16 protein-coding genes are annotated in these 23,063 nt (G+C 64.4%); 8 read left to right on the forward strand and 8 right to left on the reverse strand.

The window, feature by feature from the left end; translation table 11 throughout:
• Positions 1–8: 8 nt before the first annotated feature.
• Positions 9–881, forward strand: a complete 873-nt coding sequence (gene sucD / locus BT115_RS10710) for a succinate--CoA ligase subunit alpha (RefSeq protein WP_072322601.1) — start codon at positions 9–11, stop codon at positions 879–881.
• A 613-nt stretch (positions 882–1,494) separates the two neighbouring features.
• Positions 1,495–4,503, forward strand: coding sequence for a TonB-dependent receptor (locus tag BT115_RS10715; RefSeq protein WP_072322602.1), 3,009 nt, complete (start codon positions 1,495–1,497; stop codon positions 4,501–4,503).
• A 96-nt stretch (positions 4,504–4,599) separates the two neighbouring features.
• Here the strand turns inward: BT115_RS10715 and BT115_RS10720 are convergent, their stop codons facing one another.
• From BT115_RS10720 to BT115_RS10750, 7 genes are read right to left on the reverse strand one after another with little or no spacing between them, the layout of a single operon-like run.
• Positions 4,600–5,724 carry an NAD(P)/FAD-dependent oxidoreductase gene (locus BT115_RS10720; RefSeq protein WP_072322603.1) on the reverse strand — a complete coding sequence of 375 codons (1,125 nt, stop codon included), beginning with the start codon at positions 5,722–5,724 and terminating at the stop codon, positions 4,600–4,602.
• Positions 5,721–6,956, reverse strand: a complete 1,236-nt coding sequence (locus BT115_RS10725) for a dicarboxylate/amino acid:cation symporter (RefSeq protein ID WP_072322604.1) — start codon at positions 6,954–6,956, stop codon at positions 5,721–5,723. Before BT115_RS10725 ends, BT115_RS10720 begins: the two co-directional genes overlap by 4 nt.
• Positions 6,953–7,723 carry a L,D-transpeptidase family protein gene (locus BT115_RS10730; RefSeq protein ID WP_072322605.1) on the reverse strand — a complete coding sequence of 257 codons (771 nt, stop codon included), beginning with the start codon at positions 7,721–7,723 and terminating at the stop codon, positions 6,953–6,955. The genes BT115_RS10725 and BT115_RS10730 overlap by 4 nt, the downstream gene beginning before the upstream one ends.
• An 11-nt stretch (positions 7,724–7,734) precedes the next feature.
• The gene (locus tag BT115_RS10735) at positions 7,735–8,571 is read right to left on the reverse strand and encodes a MurR/RpiR family transcriptional regulator (protein ID WP_072322606.1); all 837 of its coding nucleotides are present in this window, start codon (positions 8,569–8,571) and stop codon (positions 7,735–7,737) included.
• A gap of 10 nt (positions 8,572–8,581) precedes the next feature.
• A complete protein-coding gene (locus BT115_RS10740; RefSeq protein WP_072322607.1) occupies positions 8,582–9,673 on the reverse strand; it encodes a dipeptide epimerase in 1,092 nt (363 codons plus the stop codon).
• A gap of 19 nt (positions 9,674–9,692) precedes the next feature.
• Entirely contained in the window at positions 9,693–11,087 is a 1,395-nt protein-coding gene (locus BT115_RS10745) for an SH3 domain-containing protein (RefSeq protein WP_072322608.1), read from the reverse strand.
• Between the two features lie 13 nt (positions 11,088–11,100).
• The gene (locus BT115_RS10750) at positions 11,101–12,249 is read right to left on the reverse strand and encodes a DUF819 family protein (protein WP_072322609.1); all 1,149 of its coding nucleotides are present in this window, start codon (positions 12,247–12,249) and stop codon (positions 11,101–11,103) included.
• Between the two features lie 279 nt (positions 12,250–12,528).
• On the opposite strand from BT115_RS10750, the gene BT115_RS10755 reads away from it, so the two are divergent.
• The 5 genes from BT115_RS10755 to BT115_RS10775 all read left to right on the forward strand — a co-directional run bounded on the left by BT115_RS10755 (position 12,529) and on the right by BT115_RS10775 (position 20,888).
• Positions 12,529–13,923, forward strand: a complete 1,395-nt coding sequence (locus tag BT115_RS10755) for a transglutaminase-like domain-containing protein (protein WP_255369430.1) — start codon at positions 12,529–12,531, stop codon at positions 13,921–13,923.
• A 42-nt stretch (positions 13,924–13,965) separates the two neighbouring features.
• Positions 13,966–16,959 carry a TonB-dependent receptor gene (locus BT115_RS10760; protein ID WP_072322610.1) on the forward strand — a complete coding sequence of 998 codons (2,994 nt, stop codon included), beginning with the start codon at positions 13,966–13,968 and terminating at the stop codon, positions 16,957–16,959.
• Positions 16,960–17,012: 53 nt separating this feature from the next.
• Positions 17,013–18,260: a dipeptidase gene (locus tag BT115_RS10765; RefSeq protein WP_083527469.1), complete on the forward strand. Its 1,248-nt coding sequence runs from the start codon at positions 17,013–17,015 to the stop codon at positions 18,258–18,260.
• A 108-nt stretch (positions 18,261–18,368) separates the two neighbouring features.
• Positions 18,369–19,100, forward strand: a complete 732-nt coding sequence (locus BT115_RS10770) for a M15 family metallopeptidase (protein ID WP_143144537.1) — start codon at positions 18,369–18,371, stop codon at positions 19,098–19,100.
• Positions 19,101–19,271: 171 nt separating this feature from the next.
• Positions 19,272–20,888 (forward strand): NAD+ synthase, encoded by a 1,617-nt coding sequence (locus BT115_RS10775; protein ID WP_072322612.1) that lies wholly within the window; start codon positions 19,272–19,274, stop codon positions 20,886–20,888.
• A gap of 301 nt (positions 20,889–21,189) precedes the next feature.
• On the opposite strand, the gene BT115_RS10780 is transcribed toward BT115_RS10775, so the two are convergent.
• Positions 21,190–22,017 (reverse strand): outer membrane protein assembly factor BamD, encoded by an 828-nt coding sequence (locus tag BT115_RS10780; RefSeq protein WP_072322613.1) that lies wholly within the window; start codon positions 22,015–22,017, stop codon positions 21,190–21,192.
• 69 nt (positions 22,018–22,086) lie between these two features.
• Between BT115_RS10780 and rluD the strand changes: the two genes are divergently transcribed.
• Positions 22,087–23,061, forward strand: coding sequence for a 23S rRNA pseudouridine(1911/1915/1917) synthase RluD (rluD, locus tag BT115_RS10785; protein ID WP_072322614.1), 975 nt, complete (start codon positions 22,087–22,089; stop codon positions 23,059–23,061).
• Positions 23,062–23,063 lie beyond the last annotated feature (2 nt).

The raw sequence follows: 23,063 nt of genomic DNA on the forward strand, positions 1-23,063 counted from the left end.
AAAGCAACATGAGCGTCCTGATCAACAAGAACACCAAGGTCCTCGTCCAGGGCTTCACCGGACAGCAGGGTACCTTCCACGCCGAACAGGCGATCGACTACGGCACCAAGATCGTCGGTGGCGTGACCCCGGGCAAGGGCGGTTCCGAGCACATCGGTCTGCCGGTCTTCAACACCGTGCGTGACGCCGTCGACCAGACCGGCGCCGATGCTTCGGTGATCTTCGTGCCGCCGCCGTTCGCGGCGGACTCGATCCTCGAAGCCATCGACGGTGGCATCAAGGTCATCGTTGCCATCACCGAGGGCATTCCCGTGCTCGACATGATGCGCGTGAAGAACGTGCTCAAGTCGCACCCGGACGTCGTGCTCGTCGGCCCGAACTGCCCCGGCGTCATCACTCCGGGCGAGTGCAAGATCGGCATCATGCCGGGCCACATCCACAAGCCGGGCAAGGTCGGCATCGTTTCGCGTTCGGGCACGCTCACGTATGAAGCCGTGTTCCAGACCACGAACGAAGGCCTCGGCCAGTCCACCTGCATCGGCATCGGCGGCGACCCGATCAATGGCCTCAGCTTCATCGACTGCCTGAAGCTGTTCCAGGACGACCCGCAGACCGAGGGCATCATCATGGTCGGCGAGATCGGCGGCAGCGCCGAAGAAGACGCTGCCGAGTTCATCGGTCAGTACGTCAAGAAGCCGGTCGTCTCGTTCATCGCTGGCGCTTCGGCACCTCCGGGCAAGCGCATGGGCCACGCCGGTGCGATCATCTCCGGCGGCAAGGGCACGGCGGCGGCGAAGTTCGCCGCGCTCGAGAAGGCAGGCGTGACCACGGTCAAGTCTCCGGCCGATCTCGGCAAGACTCTCGCGGGTCTGATGAAGTAAAACTCGCCAGCATCACGGCGAAGAAAAAGCGCGGCCTTCTGGCCGCGTTTTTTTTGGTTGGAATCTCCTGGACGTGTGGGAGCCGCTATAGCGGCGAGAAGCCCACGGAGCACGGAGGCGGTGAGGTGGAATGTCCTCGCCGCTATTAGCGGCTCCCACAACTATTGCCAGTCCAAGGCGATGGCGCACGGCGCGTTCGGCCAAAGAGTCGCGGACGGGTAAGCCTCGACCCTCGCATCCATATCCTTGACATGCGAAGCCGTCTAGACGTCCAAACGCTTGACACGTCCATATTGAACCGTGTTACGGTGTCGCACCGCAGCAATAAAACGAGGGGTCGTCATGCGTCACCCACAACTCGTTATGTCCCGAATCGCACACGCGCGTCATTGCCTCGCGCGATGTTGTCCCTGCCGCTGAATCGGCGGCTTCGCCTCGCCCTTGTTGTTGGGTGGACGGCGCTCTTCTGACGTCATAACGATCAACCGCGCCTCGCAGGCGCAGCGGGCCAGCGTGTCCGCATAGTGGCAGGTCACTGCGATCGAACCATCGCCCTCGCAAGGGGACGGCGATGCGGACGGGGCTTGCCTCTCTTCAACGATCAAGGGGTTTCATGAACAAGTGGGTGTGGCAGCGGTCGCTGTTGGCCGCCGCGGTGTTTGCCGCGTATTCGGGGAGTGTGTTGGCGCAGTCCACCACGGGCTCCATCTATGGCCAGGTGCAAGCCGGCGAGGGCGACGTGGTTCGCGTGGTGAACGATACGGGTCTAACGCGTGAGGTCCCGGTGGACGCGCGTGGCCGTTATGCCGTGTCGCAGCTGCCGTTGGGTACCTATACGGTGTCGGTCGTACATGCGGGCGCCACGGTACAGAGCCGCGACAACGTCGCCTTGCGCGTGGGCTCCGGTGTGGAGGTGTCGTTCGTGCCGTCGACGGCGCAGGATCTCAGTGGTGTAAGCGTCGTCGCGAATGCCGTGCCTCCCATCGACGTTTCGACGGTGGATTCGCGTACCGTCGTGACGGCGCAGCAGCTGGCCAAGCTTCCGTTGGGCCGGAGTTCCGAAGCCATCGCCCTGCTGGCGCCGGGCGCGGTGGACAACAGCGGCAGCTACAAGAGCGCGACCGGTAACTCGCTGGTGTCATTCGGTGGATCGGCAGCCAGCGAGAACGCTTACTACGTCAACGGTTTCAATACGACCGACCCGCTCCGTGGTTTCGGTGGCATCTCGCTTCCCTACGGCGCGATCGAGCAGCAGGAGGTGTATACCGGCGGCTACAGCGCGCAGTACGGTCGGTCCGACGGCGGCGTGATCAATGTCGTGGGCAAGCGCGGTACCAACGAGTGGCATGGCGGCGCGCAGCTCATCTGGGAGCCGAACGGGTTGCGTGCCAGCGAGAAGGACAGCTACTACACCAACGGACTTCCGCCGCAGCCGCGAGCTGGCCGGCTTTATGCACCGAATAGCGCCAATTCGGTGACCTCGACCACGGCGAGCCTCTATGCAGGCGGCCCCTTGATCAAGGACAAGCTGTTCCTCTTCGCGGCTGCCGAAGTAGAGAGGCAGACGGGCGACGTAGTGAGCAATGTGACGCTGCCGCAGTCGCCCGATCGCTCCTATCGCTATCAACTTCCGCGCTGGTACGCCAAGCTGGATTGGAACATCAACGACAGCAACATCGTCGAGGTCACCGGCGCGTCCGACAAGACCGAGCGCTCGGGCACGATCTACGATTACGACTACGCCAATCGCGTGCGTGGTGAGCGTCTCTCCGGTGCGAACAACGAAAAATTTGGCGGTGACGTCTACACCGCGAAATACACAGGCTACCTCACCGACAACCTGACCATCAGCGCCCAGTACGGCAAGATGCGTACGGTCAACTACGTGTCACCTTCGGGCTATAACCCTGACGCCGTGTATATCGCAGGACAGGATTTCCAGAATCCTGCCTATACGGGCGGGGTCGCACGCGACAACGGACAGACCGTATCGTCGCTGGCGAACCCCAATCGCGGCAACGAAACCACCAACACGCGTTTCGACGTTCACTACACGCTGGGCGACCACACGCTAACGGCCGGTATCGACAATCAGCAGGCGCGCGCACGCGACCAGGGCACCGCCAGTTCCGGCCCCGGCTACATCTGGACTTACGGCCAGGGGTCGCCGAACCTGCCGATCTCCACCGGGCTCGGCGTGGACGCGCCGGGCAACTATCCGGGCGGCGAACAGGGCTACTACGTCATTCGCGGCGTGTCTTCCAGTCTCGCCACCGTGCGTTCGAGCCAGAAGGCGCAATACGTCGAAGACGCGTGGCAGGTCACCGATCGCTGGCTGCTGACGCTCGGCCTGCGCAATGACCAGTTCACCAACTACAACGCCGACAGCGAGGTCTACATCAAGCAGACCTCACCGCAGTGGGCGCCACGACTCGGCTTCAGTTGGGACGTCTTCGGCGATGCGACGTTCAAGGTCTACGGTAACGCCGGCCGCTACTACCTCGGGCTGCCGTTGAACCCGGCGCTGAATGCGGCAGGTGGCGCGTTGTCCACGTCGCAGTACTTCACCTATACGGGCATCGCTGCGGATGGACAGCCCACCGGGCTCACGGCAATCGCCCCTGGCGTGCCCGTGTCCTCGAACAATTACTTCGGACAATTGCCGGACCCGAAGACCGTGGCCGCCAAGGGTATGAAGGCGGAGAACCAGGACGAATACATCCTTGGCTTCACGAAGACCTTTGGCAGCGACTGGGTATACGGCGCCAAGCTCACCTACCGTAAGCTTCGCAATGCGATCGACGACTATTGCGACATCGATCGCATCGTCGCCAAGGGTCAGTCGCTCGGATTGTCGCTCGACACGAACCAGGTCAACAGTTGCTACCTGTTCAACCCGGGCCGGGCGAATACCTTCACCTTGCTCGATACGGCGGGCAACCACGTGGAAGTGCCGATCAGCAACAAGGAGCTCGGCTTTCAGGGGCTGAAGCGTCAGTACTACAGCCTCGAACTGTTGCTGGAGCATCCCTTCGACGGCACCTGGTACGCGCGTGCGAGCTATGTGTTCTCGCGTAGCTACGGCAATACGGAAGGCCAGCTTCGATCCGATCTCAACCAGACCGCTGCGTCCACAAGCGAGGACTGGGACAACGCGGAGATCATGGAACATACCAATGGCCCGCAGAGCAACGATCACACCCACCAGTTCAAGGTGTTCGGTTATTGGCAGATCGCGCCGGAATGGTTGGCCTCGGCCAACGTGAGTCTCGTGTCGGGTACGCCGCGACACTGCCTTGGCTTTTACGGCCCAGATCGTACCGATCCGGCGGGCTATCAGGGAAACTACCACTTCTGCGACGGCGAACCTTCCCCGCCGGGCGCGCAGGGACGGCTTCCCTGGATTCGTCAAATCGATCTCGGTCTGACGTGGCGACCCTCGTTCGGCGAAGGGAAGCTTGCCTTTAACGCCAACGTGTTCAATCTGCTCAATGAGCGCCGGGCCTTGCAGAAGTATCCGTACTCGGAGGCTGGCCCCGGTCTGCCCGAACCGGCCTACGGCGTGATCACCGCTCGACAGCAGCCACGCTATGGCAGGTTGAGCGTGTCGTACGACTTCTGATGCGTTGAGTGGTGCGGCTTGCGTCGTGCAGGACATGGCGGTACCGAGGGGCATGTCCCTCGGTACCGCGATCATTGGATCGCGTGGGGTACTCGGCTATACGCGTAACCGCGCAGGGCCCAGCATGGCTTCCGTGATGCCTTCATCCACGAGGTGCGCAGGCAGCGCACGTCCCATGATCATGGCGGCGCACGCCTCAGCCATCGCTGCGCTGGTCTGGATACCGTAGCCACCTTGTGCGGCAAGCCAGAAGAAGCCGTCGGCATCGGGTGCGAAGCCGCCCACCAGATCGCCATCGGCAACGAAGCTGCGCAGCCCGGCCCAGGTGCGAACCGGGCGAGCGATGGTCATCGTGGTGGCTTCCTCGATGCGGTGGATGCCCAGGGCGATGTCGAATGCTTCCGGCTGCACGTCGTGAGGATGCGTGGGGTCGGCATTGGCTGCGGACCCGAGCATCAAGCCCGCGTCGGGTTTGAAATAGAAGGTCTCGTCGATATCGACGACAAAAGGCCAGCCACTGGCATCGATGCCTGTGGGCGCGGCGAAGGTGAACGCGGAACGACGCCGTGGTTCGAGCCCGATCGGCAACACGCCTCCGAGGCGGGCGATCTCGTCGGCCCACGCGCCCGCTGCGTTCACCACGACGGGCGCCCGCCATCGTTCGTTGACCACCCAATCGCTGCCATCGCGTTGCAGCGAGGCCACATCGGTATCGACATGCAGCAGCGCGCCATGCGCTTTTGCACCGCGCAGGAAGCCCTGGTGTAGTTCGTTGACGTCGATGTCAGCGGAATGCGGCTCGAAGAACGCCACGTGCGCCGACGTCGGACGCAGCACCGGCACGAGCGCGGCGATGTCCTGATCACGCAGCCAGCGCAGCGACGGGGTGAATGCGCGCACCGCCTCGTATTCGGCGTGTACGCGTTCAGCCTGCTCCGCGCCGCCGATCACCAGGGAGCCGCGCGGCTGGAGCAACGGATGGGCGGCAAAGCCCTCCGGCGGACTCGCCAGGAAGGGACGCGTGGCGCGACTCAGTGCGCGCACCTGCGCCGATCCGTAGCTCTCGCTGAAATGCGCGGCGGAGCGGCCGGTGGTGTGGAAACCGGGAAACGGCTCGCGTTCGAGCATCGTGACGCGCAGATGCGGTGCGAGAAACCATGCGAGCGACGCACCAGCCATGCCGGCGCCGATAACGATGACGTCCGTAGCGGATTCTTTCATGCCTTGTCCTTAAGGGATTGCGCTGCGACGACGCTCGTCGCAGTGAGATCGGCAGTGACATTGCCGAGCGTCGCCAGTGTATCGGGCAGCGTATCCACTGCCAGCATCAGCCCCAGCGGTCCGATCGGCAGGCCCATCGCCTGCGCGACGGATACGTTGGTGGCGATGAAGGTCACCTGACCCGGCAGGCCGACCGAGCCGAGGCTGATGACCACGGCCAGCGCGGCACCCGCGCTAAGTTGTGCGACGCCCAGATCGATACCGAACGCCCATGCGATGAAGCTCGCCGAGACGATGTATTGCACGGGGCTGGTCAGGCGAAACAACGACACGGCCATCGGCAGCACGAGCGACGTGATCGCCTTCGGATAGCGGAGGCGACGATCGGCGCTTTCGATCATCGCGGGCAGCGAGGCAAGCGACGACTGCGTGCTGGCGGCGACGACCTGCGCGGGTGCGATGGCGGAGAGGAAACGGCCGAACGGTTCGCGGCCCCAGATGCGTGCCACGACCAGCATCAGCGCGGTCACCAGCAGGTACACGATGCACTCGACCAGCACGTAGACGCCGAGTGCGCCGAGCATGTGCAGGCCGGCCCGCGCACAGACGGCGAGGATCAGTGCGAGCACGCCGAACGGCGCCAGCAGCAGCACCCAGCGAACGACCACGATCATGGCATCCGCGATGGCGCGGAAGAACTCCACCGCCAGTGCGCGCCGCTCGGGTGCGATGCGGGTGAGCGCGAAACCCAGGAACATCGCGAACACCACCAGCGGCAGCATTGCGCTTTCGGCGGCCGCCATGACCGCGTTCGTGGGCACCACGCCCGCCAGCCACTCGGACCAGCCGATGGGTGTGGTCGCTGGAAGATGGCCCGTCGTGGCGTCCAGGGCACTACGCAGGGTGTCGCTGTGCGGGAAAAGCAGGAACAACGCGGGTGCTGTCGCGGCGGCCACGGCGGCGCCGAGGGCAAGCAGCAGCAGGAACACGACGATCGCGCGTCGTGCGATGCGGCCGGATGCCGCCGCATCCGTGGCCGTATTGGCGCCAACCACTACCAGTGAGAGCACCAGCGGAACCACCGTCATCTGTAACGCACTGAGCCACAGCTTCCCCAGCGGCTGCACGGCGTCGGCGACGCGAATGGCCGCGCCAGGCGCCCAGTGCGCGAGCGCGATACCTGTGGCGGCACCCAGTGCGAGACCCAGCAGGATGCGTTGGGTGGCGGTCATGGCGCGGGCAGGTTCCAGGCCTCGCGCAGGCGCGTGTACTCGGGTTTCGGCAACAGCACGAAGACCGGCTTCTTCGATGGATCGAGCCAGGCGAGCAGGCGTTCCATCGTTGCATCGGTCATGGCCGTGCAGCCGGCGGTCCCCGTCGTGGGCGACTTCCACAGGTGGGCGAAGATGCAGCTGCCGCGGCCCTTGCGTCCGTCGGGATTGTGTTCGATGACGAAGCCGATGCGATACGCATGGTCGCCGTTGAAGTGCAGGTCGCGACGCATGGGCTCCGTGGCACCGGCAACCGCTTTCTCACCCACATCGCGCGCATCCACGATCTGGTTGTAGTAAGGCGAGCTGTCGACATCCACGCAGTAATCGGACGCGGTGAGGCCGCGGTAGGCGAGTGCCGTCGGTGCGCTTTCCGCATAACCGAAGGCCTGCCCGATCCGAAAGACGCCGGCCGGACTGCGTCCGTCGCCTTCCTTCTTGACCGGCCCATCGCGCTCCGGCGGGTTCAGACCGATGCCCCAGGCGCTGCCGCGCTTGCCGATGGTCACGTCGGCGGCAGGACCGACCGCATTCCACTGCGCGCCTTCGCGCACATAGGCACGCAGCACGCCGTGGTCGGCGTTCCAGTCGTCGGTCGTGACGACGATCATCTGTCGTGACACCGACCAGGCGGCGGGCGCTTCGAAGGCGACGGCAGCGCTGCCTCCGAGGGTGGTCGCCATGGCGAGCGTGCCCAGCAGACGATAAAGCGACGGACGAGGAAACATGTCGGCTCCGATCAGGGTTCCAGCATGTGCTGGATGCGTTCGAGGTTGGCGACGAGGCGCGCGTGCCGCGCTTCGTCGCCTTCGCACAGATGTACGAACACGGTGTCGAGCAATTGCTGCACGGACGACTGGTAGACGAGCGACTGTACGTACGAAGCGTCGTCGTGCCCCGCCACGGCGAGCGTGATGTCCGCCATTGCGCGCAGCGGGTTGGACGTATGTCGGGTCACTGTCACCACCCGTCCGCGCTGCTCGCGGAAGTAACGGGCGATCTTGACCAGGGCCGGGTGCTTGCCGTGTTCGGAAAACACGACAAGTACGTCGCCCGGTGCCGACATGGCTACCTGCGCCGCCATGCGTCCCACGTCGAAGTGCCGGATGGCGACGATGCCGAGCAGCGACAGACGCAGCGCGAACACACGTGCATGGAGGTCGTCCTCGCCAAGGCCGATGAGGAAGACCTTGCCTGCGGAGGCGATGGCCTCGACCCACTCGCGCATCGTCTCGGGACGGTTGATGAGCCGCGTGGCTTCCTCAGCCTGGGTCTTCAACTGCCACAGCATGCTGCCCAGGGCGTCGCCGGCGCGTGCGGCGGGCGGTTCGGCGACACCCTCCTCGCTGCGCCCGATGGCCTCGCCTACCGAATACTTGAGATCGGGATAGCCGCGGAAGCCGAGCTTCTGGGTGAACTTCACCACGCTGGACTGGCTGATGCCGAGGGCATTGGCCAGTTGCTGCGATGAGTAGTCGCGCAGCAGTTGCGCATTCTCCAGAATGAAATCGGCAATGCGTCGCTCCACCGCCGACATTCGGTCGCGCTCCGAGCGGATCTTCACCAAGGGCGACATGGCGGTTCCTTCAGATCGGCTCGAGGCCGTGGATGGCACGAATGCCCAAGCCCGGCGCGTCGCTGATCGAGATCTCCGACTCGTTGAAATGGACGCCGCCCTCCACGGGATCGTAAGAGCACAGCGAAGGCCCGTCGAGATCGACCTTGGTGATCACGTCGGACTTCGCGACCGCGACATGCACCGCCGCCGCCACGCTGATGCTCGTTTCGAGCATGCAGCCGATCATGCAATCGATGCCATACAGCCCGGCGATGTCCGCGATGCGGATGGCATTGGAAATGCCGCCCGTCTTCATGAGCTTGATGTTGATGATGTCGGCGGCGCGCATGCGAATGAGGTCCATGACCTCGGCCGGGCCGAACACGCTTTCATCCGCCATGATCGGCGTATGCACGCGCTCGGTGACGTAGCGCATGCCTTCGAGGTCGCGCGCCTTGACCGGCTGTTCCACCAATTCCAGGCGTACGCCCGCGTCTTCCAGTGCATGCAAGGCATATACCGCTTCCTTGGCCGTCCAGCCCTGATTGGCGTCGAGGCGGAGCAGGGCACGGTCTTCCACCGCAGCGTAGATGGCGCGTACGCGCTCGATGTCCACGCCGATGTCCTTGCCGACCTTGATCTTCAGCGACTCGAACCCGCGTTCCACCGCGGCGACCGAGTCGGCCACCATCTTGTCGATGTAATCGACGCTGATGGTGATGTCGGTGCTGATGACCGGGTCGCCACCGCCGAGCAGTTTGTACAACGGCGCACCGTAGAGTTGCCCCCACAGGTCGTAGACCGCGATCTCGACTGCCGCCTTCGCGCTGGTGTTCTTCTCCATCGTGTCCTGGATCAGCTTCGTGACCCGGTTGAGGTCGGCGATGTCCTGGCCGATCAGGCGCGGCGCGATGTAATGACGGATGGCGTCCACGATGGAGCCGTGCGTGTCGCCGGTGATGACGGCGGTGGCCGGTGCCTCGCCATAGCCCACGCGGCCATCGTCGGTATGCACCATCACGACGATGTCTTCGACCTTGTCGACGGTGCGCAATGCCGTCTTGAAGGGGGTCTTGAGCGGCACGCGCAGTATGCCGAAGCGGATGTCGGTGATCTTCATGAAAGCGGTCCCGAAGGCATTAGCGGATGCGCACGATGCTGGTCATGCGATCGACGAACGTGCTGTCGTCGCTGAACATCAGGGGCAGGAGGGGCGTCACCGAAACCTCGTTGAGCTTGACGCGGCGCAGGCTGCCGTCGGCCTGGCGATAGCTCATGCCGCTCACGTCGTGGATCACGTAGGGCTCACCGTCGATCTTGCCGATCACCATCATCACGTGGCCGGGGATGTACACGAGGTCGCCGACCTCGAGCGCCATGGCAGCCTTGAGGCGCGTTTCGTGGCTGTCCTTGCTCGTGTACACCGTATGTGTGAGGCCCGGGCTGATGCTCTGGTCGCGCGTGTTGCGCGGCATCTGCACGCCCATGCTGCGGTAGACGTCGGAGACGAAGCCGCTGCAATCGCGGCCGTTGTACGCATGCCCCCAGCCGTAGCGTTCGCCGAGGAACTTGAAGGCCTGGCGCACGATGTTCGCGCGCGTCAGTGGCAGGTAGTCGGCCGAGGAATCCTGGTTGCGCTGCAGAAGCGCGGGTTGGAATGAGAGCGCGCCATTGGCGCCGCGCACCGGCAGGCTCAGCACCCATGAGGCGTATGGGCTCTGGCCGTTGACCGGCTGGTCCGGCGGCAGCGTGGCATCCAACGGTACGCGCGTGCCCATGTCCAGTTGCAGCTCGGATACGGCAGGCGCTTCCGGCGTGTACACGGTGAGCGGCTTGGCACCCGTGATCACGCGATAAGGCGTGGCATCGGCATGGGCGAACACGGTGGCGGCATCGCCGTAGGCAATATCGTCCGCATGCACCCAGGCCGCGTAGCGCGGACTCACGACGAACACCCACTTTCCGTCCTGGCTGGTATGCACGGCGACCAGCGGGTCACCGGGAAACAGCGTGCTTTCCTGGAAACGGTCGATATCGGTATCGCCTGCGTGGCTGAATACGCGCAGGTCCGTGGGGAAGCCGCGCAGTGCCGCACGCCGCACGGCCATGCCGTAGCGCGGCGTCACCTGTGCCGGAATACGATCGATCGCCGCGTTGGTCACCACCTCGTCGAGAGTGGTGGCGGGCACCGGCTTGCCTTCGACGTCGTACAGCGGCTTGTCCGGACGGCGGGTGAGTTTTTCGATCCAGCCCTTGACCTGTGCCTGTGGCAGCGTCGCCGCCAGGTGGCGGATGTCGTGCATCGAGGGGTCGAGCCGCGCGACGCGTTCGTTGAGGGCCGCGATCGCGGCGCGGTCGAGTACCGGTGCATCGGCATCGGGCAGGCGGCTCACCCAAAATTCCGGTGAGAGCTGCGCATCGCTCATGCCGATGACGCCTGAGGGTGGCACGGGCAGGTCGCGGCCGAAGGCGGGGGCCGCGCCCATGGCGAACACCAGCGTGGCCGCAAGCAAGGTATGGCGAAGCGTGTTCATCGAAGTCCTTGAATCAGGTTGCCAGCGCCGAAAGAACGGCGGCGACGAGAAGACCGAAGCCCGTGCCGAGGATATAGCCGAGCAGCGCAAGCAGGATGCCCACGGGCACGAGCGAACGCGAATAGGTCGCCGCCAATACCGGCGTGGCTGCGACGCCGCCGATATGGGCCAGCGAGGAAATGCCGCAAAGATACAGATCGAAGTGAAACAGCCGCGCGGCGAGGGAGAGCAGGACGGCGTGCAGAGCGATCACAGTCACCCCGGCCAGCAGATAGAGCGGTGCGGCGGCGATGCCCGCGAAACTGCTTTGCGAGGCCAGCACGGCAACCACGCAGATCAGCAGCGCGCTCGATACCGACGGCGCGCCGGGCAGCCGGGCCAACGGTGTATGCGCCGCCACGAGGCCGGCCGTCGTGGCGATGAGGATCGTCCAGGTCGTCGCGGAGACCATGCTGCCGACGGGGAGCTTCGCACCCAGTACTGCGGAGAGCGCGGCGACCAGCAGGGCCAGACCCAGCCACAGGAGCACGCTTTCTCCGGTGGCGGGTGCGCGCGGTGCCGCTTCGGCGACCTCCATGTCCGCGCTCGACGTCGCGCGCGTCCAGCGATTGAACGCAGGCGCCAGTCGAGCGACCGCGAATAGCACGACGACCCACATGGAGTAGCACAGCGCGTCGGTCAGCAGGGTGGTGGCCAGCGACGTATCGGACATGCCGATGGCTTGCTTCACGGCGATCATGTTCGCCGTGCCGCCCATCCAACTGCCCGATAGCGATGCGAGCGGCATCCACGCGTCGCCCGGCATCCAATGTCGATAGAGCAGAAACGTCAGCACGAACGCGCAGAACAGGCTGATCGACGTGCAGACGAACACGCCGAGCACGCGCGGTCCCAGCGCGAATATCGCGCGCAGGTTGCAGTTGATCATCAGCAGAAAGAGCAGAGCCGGCACCAGCCTTGCCACGATCGTGTTCTGCGCGAGATGGATCTCGGGCGAGGCACTCCAGAGCCCGGCCACGGAGAGCGCGGTCACGCTGAGGTAGGTGAGCACGATGGGCGGAAGGATCTCGAACACCTTCCAGCCGAAGCGACGCTCGATTGCGGGCCAGAATCCCGCGGCGAGCAACATCACGGCCAGGTAAGGCCAAACCGACTGGATCACGCGTCCCTCCCCGGGTGGTGTCACAACGGCCGTCAGGAATATCTATTCCTAACGAAGTGGCGTGAAGCATAAATTATTGACCACGCTTTGCAAGCATGTTACACAGCCCTCACGCACGTCCACCCACCACGGTCGCATCGGGGATACCGAACGGTGAAAGCGTTCTTGTGTCATGCAACGATCCGCTCGGCCCTGGCGGCAGGTTTGCTGGCCGCGTGCGTGGTGCCGGTGACGTGGGGGGGCGAACGGCCGGCCGTTCGCGAAAAGGTCGGCGATGCCGTGTCTCGCCAGATCGATGCAGGCCATTTCCGCGACGCCGAAGCCGCCATCGCACGGGCGCTTGCACAGCCCGGTCTAGCGCCCGAGCAGCGCGTAGCGCTGACCTTTCAGCACGAGCGCATGCGTCGCATCCTTCTCGACTTTACGCTCGACGCCAACGCGGTGAAGGCACGTCTGCGCCAGTCCATTCCCGACCTTACCGACGCCGAATTCACCGCGTGGGATCGTGCTGGCCTTCTTGAGAAGCAGGTCATCGACGGCCGCACGCTTTATTTCAAGCGGTCGCCCGGCAACCTGTTCCGCCTGAGCGCCGATGCACGCGCGCGGCGTAAGGTGCAGGTGCCCTTCGACGACGGCCCCAATGAGGTCCTCAACGATCATCATCGCGCGGTGCGTGCGGCAGCGCTCGCGCAACACACCAGCAGCGTGCTTCCACGCCGCGAAAGCGTGACCCAGATACTCACCGTGAAAGCCGATGCCGTACCGGCCGGGGAGACGATTCGCGCCTGGATTCCGTATCCGCGCGAGATCGCCGGGCAGCAGGAAGACATCCGCCTCGTCGGGAGCGAACCGGCCGGGGCATCGATCGCGCCGCCATCGACGCTGCAGCGCACCGCCTATCTCGAAAAGAAAGCGCAGGCGGGCAAGCCGACCGAGTTTTCCATCACTTACGAACTGACGCTCTACGCCCGCTACGTCGATATCGATCCGGCGAAGGTGACGCGCACGCCCATCACTTCGGAACTGGCGCCTTTCGTGACCGAGCGCGCACCGCATGTCGTCTTCACCGATGCCATGCGCGCCTACTCGAAGCGCGTGGTAGGCGACGAGACTAATCCTTACCGCATCGCGCAGAAACTGTTCGCGGCGGTGGACACAATCCCCTGGGCCGGTGCCCGCGAGTATTCGACCATCAGCAACATCGGCGACTACACGCTGCATGCCGGGCATGGCGATTGCGGCGAACAGACCCTGCTGCTCATCACGCTGCTGCGCCTCAACGGCATTCCCGCCCGTTGGCAATCCGGCTGGATCTTCTCCGACGGCACGTACAACAACATCCACGACTGGGGCCAGCTCTATCTCGCGCCTTATGGATGGGTACCCATGGACGTGACCTTCGGGCGCCTCGTGGCCGACGCGAACGCGAAGCCGGGCGACAACGCGCTCGAGTGGTTCTATCTCGGCGGCCTGGATGCCTACCGCATCGCCTTCAACGACGACTACTCGCGGCCGTTCGTGCCGGCGAAGACCTTCTTCCGTTCTGAGACGGTCGATTCGCAGCGGGGTGAAGTCGAATGGAAGGGCGGCAACCTGTACTTCGATCAGTTCGACTACGACTTCCGTTGGCACCGCGCCGATGTACCGCGAGGGGGCGGTGACGCGGCGCCCTGACGGATCAATACAACCCGATTGTCACCTTATGGGAGTGGGGAGATGGGGGAGATCACGACGAACCGGCGCGCGCTGCGCCATGGCGCCTTGTGCCTGGCGATCGGTCTGGGCCTGGTGGTATCCGGCTCGGCATTTGCCGCCAATACCGACGGCACGATCGTCGGCCGCACGAAGTCCGGTGCCACAGTGACGGCGCGCGATCCGGCGACCGGGCTCACGCGCACGGTGACCGCCGATGCAGAAGGCAATTTCCGCCTGCCGTACCTGCCGGTCGGGCACTACCAAGTCGACAGCAGCAAGGACGGTAAGCCCGTGGCGACGACCGCCGAGGTCAACGTCAGCCTGGGCAACGCCACCACGGTCAATCTCGTCGAACGTGGCTCGGCCACCACAGAGTTGGAAGGCGTGCAGGTCAGCGCCCCCGTCGTGATTTCCGCCGCGGACGTCAGCTCCACCGAGACAGCGACCAATATCAGTCGCGAGGAAATCCGCCGCCTTCCGGTGGATCAAAATGTGCAGTCGGTGGCGCTTCTGGCGCCGGGCGTGAACAAGGGCAATGCCGGCTTCGGAGGCATTTCGTTCGGTGGTTCGTCCGTTGCAGAGAACTCGTTCTACGTGAATGGCCTCAACGTAACGGACTTCTACAACCGCAACGGCTTCTCCGAGGCACCGTTCGCCTTCTACCAGGAGTTTCAGGTGAAGACGGGCGGCTACTCGGTCGAGTTCGGCCGCACCACCGGCGGCGTGGTCAACGCGGTGACCCGCTCGGGCACCAACGAGTTCAAGGCGGGCGCGGAAATGACCTTCGAGCCCAGCGCCTGGCAGGCCACCACGAAGAACCGCTACTGGGACGGCGAGCGCTACATCACCTCGTCCGAGGATCACTACTCGCGTACCAAGATGAACGTGTATGCGTCTGGCCCCATCGTGAAGGACAAGCTGTTCTTCTTCGCGATGTACGAGGCGCGTGGCTACACGCCGCAGAACACGGATAACCTCGGGACGGTGCTGACCCAGAACGATACCGACTCGGGCTTCTGGGGCGCCAAGATCGATTGGCACATCAACGACAAGAACCTGTTCGAGTTCATGGCCTTCTCGGACAAGGACAAGAACGTCGGTTCGGTCTACAACTACGACTACGCCACCCACACGAAGAGCCAGCGCAACGATCAGATCTTCAGCGATACAGGCGGCAAGAACTGGAACGGCACCTTCACCAGCTACCTCGTCGACAACTTGTCGATGAAGCTGATGTACGGGCGTAACCAGCGCGAGGACTTCACCCGCGCGCAGTCGGACATCGAGTGCAATCCGGTAGCAAAGGTATCCGCTGTGCCCGGGCCGGGCGTCCCCCTTGGATGCAGCACGAGCACCGCGGTCATCAAGCGCAACGACACGCGCAAGCAAGGCCGCGCCGACTTTGAATGGAGCCTGGGCGATCACCTCGTTCGGTTCGGCTACGACCACGAGGTGGACACGTCGATCTATTCGCGTCACTACCCGGGCCCGGGGGCGTACTACTACAACATCTACGCAACTACGCCCGGCGCGACGATCGAAAACGGAGGCGTGGTTCCTGCCGGCTACAACGCTTACGTACGTGCGCGACGCTACGAGATCGCGGGCACCTTCGAGACCACGAACAACGCGTACTACGTCGAAGACAACTGGAACATCACGCCGGATTTCCTGCTCAACGCGGGCCTCCGTCGCGACGCCTTCGACAACAAGACGGGCGAAGGAGCCAGCTACATCAAGATGGACAACATGATTGCGCCGCGGCTTGGTTTCTCGTGGGATATCAAGGGCGACGGCACGACGAAGATCTTCGGCAACCTCGGGCGCTACTACCTGCCCGTGGCGAACGTGATCAACATCAAGCAGGCGGGCGGCTTGCTCGACCAGCGCACCTACTATGCGTTCGACGGTTACCAGATCCTCGATCGCAACGGTTCGCCCTACGCCATGCCGATCCTGGGGCCGCAGATCGGTCCGGTGGACGATTCGCAGGGTAACGGCACGGTGGGCGATCTGCGCGCCGAGGTCGACAAGCACATGGACAGCGTCTACCAGGACGAGGCCATCCTGGGTTTTCAACAGGCCATCACGGATAAGTGGTCCTGGGGCGTGAGTGGCACCTATCGCAAGCTGCACAATGCGATCGACGACATGGAAATCAGCGCCACACCGCAATGCGGCGGCGACGGGTACATCGGCTACGTGATGGGCAACCCGGGTCGCAAGCTCACGGTCTACGGCGACACGAACTGCGACGGCACGCCGGACGGTTACATCAACATCGACACATCCAAGCAGGGCTGGGCGCTGTATGACGCGCAGGGCAACTACCTCGGTCAGCGTGGCTGGAAGAAGCCAAGGCGCTCGTTCGGCTCGCTGGAATTCCAGGTGGACCGCGCGTGGGACGAGAAGTGGATGTTCAACGCGTCCTATGTGCTTTCCTGGAGCCGTGGCAACGCCGAGGGGCCGGTGAATTCCGATACCAACTTCGACGATACGGGCCGTACGGAGAACTTCGACGATCCGTGGGTGAACCTTTCCGGGGGTTATCTTCCCAACGACCATCGCCACCAGTTGAAGCTGCGCGGCACCTACGCCATCACGCCGCATTGGCAGGTGGGTGCCGATCTCACGGCGTTGTCCGGCAGCCCGATTACCGGCTACGGTGTGGGCAATCCGTACGATGCGACGGTCTATCACAGCTACTTCATCTGCGTGGAAAAATGCGCCGACCCCATTTCGCAGAACCGTGTCTACCAGCGTTCACCGCGCGGCGAGGATCGCACCCCATGGACCTTCAACCTCAACGCCAGCATCACCTACCTCATGCCGCTGGATGAGAAGAACAACCTGCGCGTGAAGTTCGCTGTGTACAACCTGCTCAATCAGCAGCGCACGCTTGGCGTGGATCAGGATCTGCAGACGTCGGTCGGTGGCCTCAATCCTACCTATCTGCAGCCGCAGCGCTTCCAGTCGCCCCGTTTCGGGCAGCTCACCGTCTCCCTGGACTTTTAATGTCCCTTGCGTCGGCGCCCGTAGTGGGCGCCACCTTTTTCATGGAGGCACGCATGAAGCGCATTCTCGGTCTGGCCTTCCTGCTCTGTAGCGCTGCGCAGGCGCAGGATCATCCCCTCACGTTGGATACGCACGTCGATATCCCGTTGTCGTACATGCAGGATCCGAAATTCGACGCCGGTCAGGATGGCGTGCTCAAGGTGGATCTGCCGAAGATGCGACGCGGCGGGCTCGATGCCGCGTTCTTCGTCATCTACGTGGAGCAGGGGCCGCTGACCCGCGCGGGTTATGCGAAGGCCGTCGCGCAGGCGAAGCGCAAGTACGACGCCATCGACCTCATGGTGCAGCGTTACCCGGAACAGATCAGTCTGGCGCGTACGCCGGGGGACGTTCGCGCCAACAAGACCGGTGGGCGGTTGTCCGCCATGATCGGCATCGAGAACGCGTATTCGCTCGGCCATGACCTGAAGCGTCTCGATGCCGCCTATGCACGTGGTGCGCGCTACGTCGGCCTTGTCCATGTCGGTAATAACGACCTGTGCGGCAGTTCGCTCCCGCGCAAGGGACTCGGCGATGCCCCGGACAGCAACCTCGGGCTGAGCGAGTTCGGGCGGACGGTCGTCCGGCGGGCGAACGCGCTCGGCATGATGGTGGATGTATCGCACGCCTCCGATGCCTGTGTGCGCGACGTGCTGGCGCTGTCTCGTGCGCCGATCATCGCATCGCACTCGTCGTCGCGCGCGATGACGGATCACCCTCGCAATCTGCCGGACGACCTGCTCGCCGCGATCGCGGCAAAGGGCGGCGTCGTACAGGCGGTGGCATACAAGGAGTTTCTGAAGAAAGACCCCGAGCGCGAGGCAGCGGAGAAGGCCCTGCAGGCAAGGGTGGCGAAGGCGGCCGGCGACAAGGACTACGACAGCGAAAAGCACGACTACCTGCCAGCCTATGTCGAGGGCATGAAGACGATCCAGCGCGAACACCCGCTCGCGACACTGGACGACTTCCTCGATCACATCGAGCACATGGTGAAGGTGGCCGGCATCGATCATGTCGGTATCGCGTCGGACTTCGACGGTGGCGGCGAAATCACCGGTTGGATGGATGCCTCGCAGACGCGCAATGTGACCGCGGGCCTCAAGCGCCGAGGCTTTTCCGACGACGACGTCGCGAAGCTCTGGAGCGGCAACCTGCTGCGCGTCTGGGCGGCCGACGAAGCGGCATCGACCCAGCAGAATCCGATGCCGGTCGGCCAACGTCGCGAGGCGTGGATCGACACGCATCTCGACGGTTACGGTTAGCGCGTCGGCTCGCGCTTTCTCGTACAGTGGGACGGGCAGCGGATGGACGTCGAACCTGGGTCGATCTCCTACCGCCCGACCCATTGCGCCTGACCAAGGTCGATCCCGATGCCGATTTCAGCAGTGACTTCGAAGATCTGGCTTTCACTCGCGTGCGCGCTTGCCCTTAGCGCCCACGCTGGTGAGCCGCCGCCGCCGCCGCCGCGGCTGTCGGCCGCCCGCACGCCGGAAGAGGCTGGACTGATCGATGTGCGTGCCCGCGCACCGGACATCGCCGAAGCGATTCACTACGCCGGCAGCGACAACTTCGTCGGCCGCCCCGTGGATGGCTATGCGGCGGCGAAGTGCTACCTGCGCACTGCCGCCGCCGAGGCGCTGGCGCGCGTAGAACGCAGCCTGCGCGCACAGGGCTACGGTCTGCTGGTATGGGATTGCTATCGGCCAGCGCGTGCGGTCGCGGATTTTGTCCGCTGGGCGGGAGACCTTTCAGACACGCGCACCAAGGCAATGCATTACCCCCACCTCGGCAAGGACCAGCTACTCGGCGAATACATCGCGCCGATCTCCGGACACAGTCGCGGCGCCACGGTGGACCTGACGCTGATGCGCTGCGACGGCGGGCAGTGCACGCCGCTGGACATGGGCACCGACTTCGATTTCTTCGATCCGCGCGCGCATACCGACGCTCCCGATATCGATGCCGCGCAGCGCGCCCATCGCCAACGGCTCCTTGGCGCCATGGCGGCGGAAGGCTTCGTGAACTACCCGCAGGAGTGGTGGCATTACACGCTGCCGTCGGCCGCAGAGGCCGGCGTGATCTACGATGTCCCAGTGAAGTGAACGTGAGTTACGTTACTCTCCGCGGCGTCTTCGCGTTGGCTGCTGCGGTTTCGGCGTTCGTGGGAGGCCGCAACTCGCCAACGCGAGGGGCTGCCGGTAGGCGCGGCTGACAAAGCTCAGCCTCGGGTCATGCCTTATCATGGGCGTTCCCCGCGACCGCCCGGATCTTCCATGTCCACGTTCCGCTTCGCCCTGGCCCAGTTCGATTTCCCTGTCGGGGCTACCGCCGCCAATGCCAAGCGCGTACAGGCGCTGGCCGAGGAAGCACGCGACCGCCTCGGTGCCTCGCTGATTGCCTTTCCCGAACTGACCTTGTCCGGCTACCCGCCCGAAGATCTCCTGCAACGGCCCAGCTTTCTCGAAGCCTGCCACCGGGAAATCGAGGCGCTGGCGCCGCGGATCGACGGAATCTCCGCCATCGTCGGTTACCCGGACTCGCACGGCGAGGTGTACAACGCGGCCACGCTCATTCGCGAAGGCAAGCGGGAGTGGACCTATCACAAGCAGGCGCTACCCAATTACACCGTCTTCGACGAGAAGCGCTACTTCCAGCATGGCGAAGCCACCCGTGTGTTCGTCATCGACGGTGTGCGCGTCGGCATGCTCATCTGCGAGGACATCTGGGAAGCCGAACCCGCAGCGCACGCCGCACAGGCGGGCGCTGAGCTGATCCTCGTGATCAATGCCTCGCCCTACGATCGTCGGCAGGCAGCCACGCGCGAGGAACTGCTGCGCCGTCGTGCCACGGAAAACGGCGTGCCCATCGCGTACGTCAATCTCGTGGGCGGGCAGGACGACCTGCTCTTCGACGGCCATTCGCTGCTCGTGCAGGCCGACGGACACGTCGCGGCACGCGCGCCGTCGTTCGAGGAAATGCTGCTCACCGTGGAATACGACACGGAAACGAAGCGCCTCGCCGCCATCGACTGGCCGGCACCCGATACCCGCTCACCGGAAGCCATCATGTATGCCGGGCTAGTGCGCGGCGTGCGCGACTACGTCGGCAAGAACGGCTTTTCCGGCGTACTGCTGGGTCTCTCCGGCGGCATCGATTCGGCGCTTACGCTTGCCCTCGCCGTGGATGCACTGGGCAAGGACAAGGTCACCGCCGTGATGATGCCCACGGTATACACCTCCGATCTGTCGCTGCGCGAAGCCAAGGCGCAGGCCGAGCTGCTTGGCGTCGAGTACCACGTGCTGCCGATCGAGGGCATCTATGAGGCTTTCACTGGTGCTCTGGCGCCTGTCTTCGCCGGGCGCGAGCCGGACATCACGGAAGAAAACCTCCAGTCGCGCACGCGTGGCGTCTTGTTGATGGCGATGTCCAACAAGACCGGCAAGCTGCTGCTTTCCACGGGCAACAAGAGCGAGATGGCGGTCGGCTACGCCACTCTTTACGGCGACATGTGCGGCGCCTATGCGCCGCTCAAGGACGTCTACAAGACCACCGTCTATGCGCTGTCGCGCTGGCGCGCGGCGATCGACGGGGCGATTCCCATGGCGGTGATCGACCGTCCGCCCTCGGCCGAACTCCGTCACGAACAGACCGACCAGGATTCGCTGCCGCCCTACGACGAACTGGACGCCATCCTCGAACACTTCATCGAAGGCGAAGCCTCGGCGGAAGACATCATCGCGGCGGGCCACGAGGACGCCACCGTGCGCCGCGTCATCCGCATGGTCTTCATCAACGAGTTCAAACGCCGCCAGGCCGCCCCCGGCCCCCGCGTCACCACCAAGGCCTTCGGCCGCGAACGCCGCTACCCCATCACGTCCGGCTGGCGATAGCAGCTCCCACGCTCCCCCAGGCTGGCGACAGTTGTAGGAGCCGCCATGGCGGCGAGGGAAACCTGCAGGTGGGAGCCAGCCTGCTGGCGATGGGAACTTGCCTCGCTGCTACACCGCTTCGTTGGCTTTTCGCCACCAGGGTGGCTCCTACCATCGCTTCGTAGGCTTCTCGCCGCCATGGCGGCTCCCACAGGTGCGGCGACCGATGGCGTTCCCGCAGCCGAGCCCCGCTCTTTCAAAAGCCAAAAAAAAACGCCCCTCGAAGAGGGGCGCTTGAAACAAGATGGCCTGCGATCTGGACTCAGTGGTGACCCGAGAACGGGATCGCCTTGCGCCAGACCGATGGGTGGTGCGGCCAGTTCGGGTCCGTCAGATACGGATGGTCCGGGTAGTTCAGGGCCAGCACCTGGCGGGTCTGGTCGGCCAGCGGCTTGCGGTCGAGGGCCAGGTAGCTGCGGGTGAGGATCGCCAGGGCGTCCGCCGTCTGCGGCGACTGCTGGTAATGCTCGATCACGTACTGGGCGCGGTCGGCCGAGGCAACGTACGACTTGGTGCGCAGGTAGTACTCCGCCACGTTGATCTCGAACTGGGCCAGCTGGTTGCGCAGGAAGATCATGCGCTGGCGGGCGTCGGTGGCGTAGGCGCTGTTCGGATAACGACGGGTCAGCTGGCTGAAATCGTCGAACGCCGTGAGGTTGAAGCCCTGGTCGCGACGGGTGGACGCCGAGTTGCCGCGCTGCAGATACCGCTCGATCAGGCCACCGGTACGGTCGAAATTGATCAGACCGCGCAGGTAATAGGCATAATCTGCATGCTTGTGAGTCGGAAACGTCTTGATGAAGCGGTTGATCGTCGAGTACGCGTCGTCCGGCTTGTTGTCTTTGTACTGCGCGTAGGCCAGTTCGATCTGGGCCTGCTCATTGATGTCCCCCGACGGGAAGCGCGCGATGAGGCGCTCGTACGCCTTCTCGGCCGCGGCATAGTCGGAATGCTCGAGTGACGCGTGAGCATTGGCGTAGAGCCGGTCGACCGGCATCGTGTCGATCGTCTCCTTCTTGCTGTGGAACATCGAGCAGGCGCTCATCGACAGGGCGAGGACGAGCAGAATGGTGATCTTAGTTGCACGCATTGAGAGAGTTCGGATGCTTGAGCGAAAAGGCATGATAGCCGAAACCGGCCTTGGGCCGGGTGGGGCGCTATGACGACGGTGAGACACGAGGCCAGCGTGCCGGTCTCGGCCGCAGGTCGGCGTTTCGACCAGTCCCTGGCCGAGATGTTCCCCGAGTATTCCCGATCCCGCCTGACGGGCTGGATCAAGGAGGGCAAGGTGTTGCTGGACGGCGCCCGGGTGCCGCCCCGGCACCTGCTGCGCGGCGGGGAGCGGGTGGAGCTGGAGGCCGAGCTGGAGGCGGAGGTCAGCGCCCAGCCGGAAGACATCGCCCTGGACATCCGCTACGAGGACGACGACCTCATGGTGATCGACAAGCCCGTGGGGCTGGTCGTCCACCCGGGTGCGGGCAACCCGGCCGGCACCCTGCTCAACGCCTTGCTCCACCACAGTGCCGCCCAGGCCGAACTGCCCCGCGGCGGCATCGTGCACCGCCTGGACAAGGACACCGCCGGCCTGATGATCGTGGCCAAGAGCATCGCGGCGCATACCGCGCTCGTGGCGATGCTGGCCCGGCACGACGTACACCGTCAGTACGAGGCCGTGGTGCTCGGCACCATGGTTGCGGGCGGCACGGTGGACCAGCCGATCGGCCGCCACCAGCACGATCGCCTGAAGCAGGGCGTCCGCGACGTGGAGGATGGCGGCAAGGAGGCCATCACGCACTACCGCGTGCGTGAGCGCTTCCGCGCCCACAGCGTGGTCCAGTGCAACCTGGAAACGGGGCGCACGCACCAGATTCGCGTACACATGGCCCACCTCGGCCACCCCCTGGTCGGCGATCAGCTCTACGGCAACGGCCTGCGCCTGCCGCGTGGGGCGAGCCAGGAACTGATCGACGCGCTTCGTGGCTTCCGTCGTCAGGCGCTGCACGCGGAAAAGCTGGCTTTCGAGCATCCACTGACGGGCGAGCACCTCGAGTTCGAATCGCCGAGGCCAGCCGACCAGGAGGCCCTGATCGCGGCGCTGCGGGCCGACACCGCCCTGCATCCGATCGAGGACTGAGC

This window comes from Luteibacter sp. UNCMF366Tsu5.1 (assembly GCF_900119235.1).
In the GTDB taxonomy this organism is placed as follows: Bacteria; Pseudomonadota; Gammaproteobacteria; order Xanthomonadales; family Rhodanobacteraceae; genus Luteibacter; species Luteibacter flocculans.

What these genes read in the sequence shown, in the direction of transcription:
- sucD (WP_072322601.1), top strand. Translation starts at nt 9, where the DNA reads ATGAGCGTCCTGATCAACAAGAACACCAAGGTCCTCGTCCAGGGCTTC.
- BT115_RS10715 (WP_072322602.1), top strand. Translation starts at nt 1,495, where the DNA reads ATGAACAAGTGGGTGTGGCAGCGGTCGCTGTTGGCCGCCGCGGTGTTT.
- BT115_RS10720 (WP_072322603.1), bottom strand. Translation starts at nt 5,724, where the DNA reads ATGAAAGAATCCGCTACGGACGTCATCGTTATCGGCGCCGGCATGGCT.
- BT115_RS10725 (WP_072322604.1), bottom strand. Translation starts at nt 6,956, where the DNA reads ATGACCGCCACCCAACGCATCCTGCTGGGTCTCGCACTGGGTGCCGCC.
- BT115_RS10730 (WP_072322605.1), bottom strand. Translation starts at nt 7,723, where the DNA reads ATGTTTCCTCGTCCGTCGCTTTATCGTCTGCTGGGCACGCTCGCCATG.
- BT115_RS10735 (WP_072322606.1), bottom strand. Translation starts at nt 8,571, where the DNA reads ATGTCGCCCTTGGTGAAGATCCGCTCGGAGCGCGACCGAATGTCGGCG.
- BT115_RS10740 (WP_072322607.1), bottom strand. Translation starts at nt 9,673, where the DNA reads ATGAAGATCACCGACATCCGCTTCGGCATACTGCGCGTGCCGCTCAAG.
- BT115_RS10745 (WP_072322608.1), bottom strand. Translation starts at nt 11,087, where the DNA reads ATGAACACGCTTCGCCATACCTTGCTTGCGGCCACGCTGGTGTTCGCC.
- BT115_RS10760 (WP_072322610.1), top strand. Translation starts at nt 13,966, where the DNA reads ATGGGGGAGATCACGACGAACCGGCGCGCGCTGCGCCATGGCGCCTTG.
- BT115_RS10765 (WP_083527469.1), top strand. Translation starts at nt 17,013, where the DNA reads ATGAAGCGCATTCTCGGTCTGGCCTTCCTGCTCTGTAGCGCTGCGCAG.
- BT115_RS10770 (WP_143144537.1), top strand. Translation starts at nt 18,369, where the DNA reads ATGCCGATTTCAGCAGTGACTTCGAAGATCTGGCTTTCACTCGCGTGC.
- BT115_RS10775 (WP_072322612.1), top strand. Translation starts at nt 19,272, where the DNA reads ATGTCCACGTTCCGCTTCGCCCTGGCCCAGTTCGATTTCCCTGTCGGG.
- BT115_RS10780 (WP_072322613.1), bottom strand. Translation starts at nt 22,017, where the DNA reads ATGCGTGCAACTAAGATCACCATTCTGCTCGTCCTCGCCCTGTCGATG.
- rluD (WP_072322614.1), top strand. Translation starts at nt 22,087, where the DNA reads ATGACGACGGTGAGACACGAGGCCAGCGTGCCGGTCTCGGCCGCAGGT.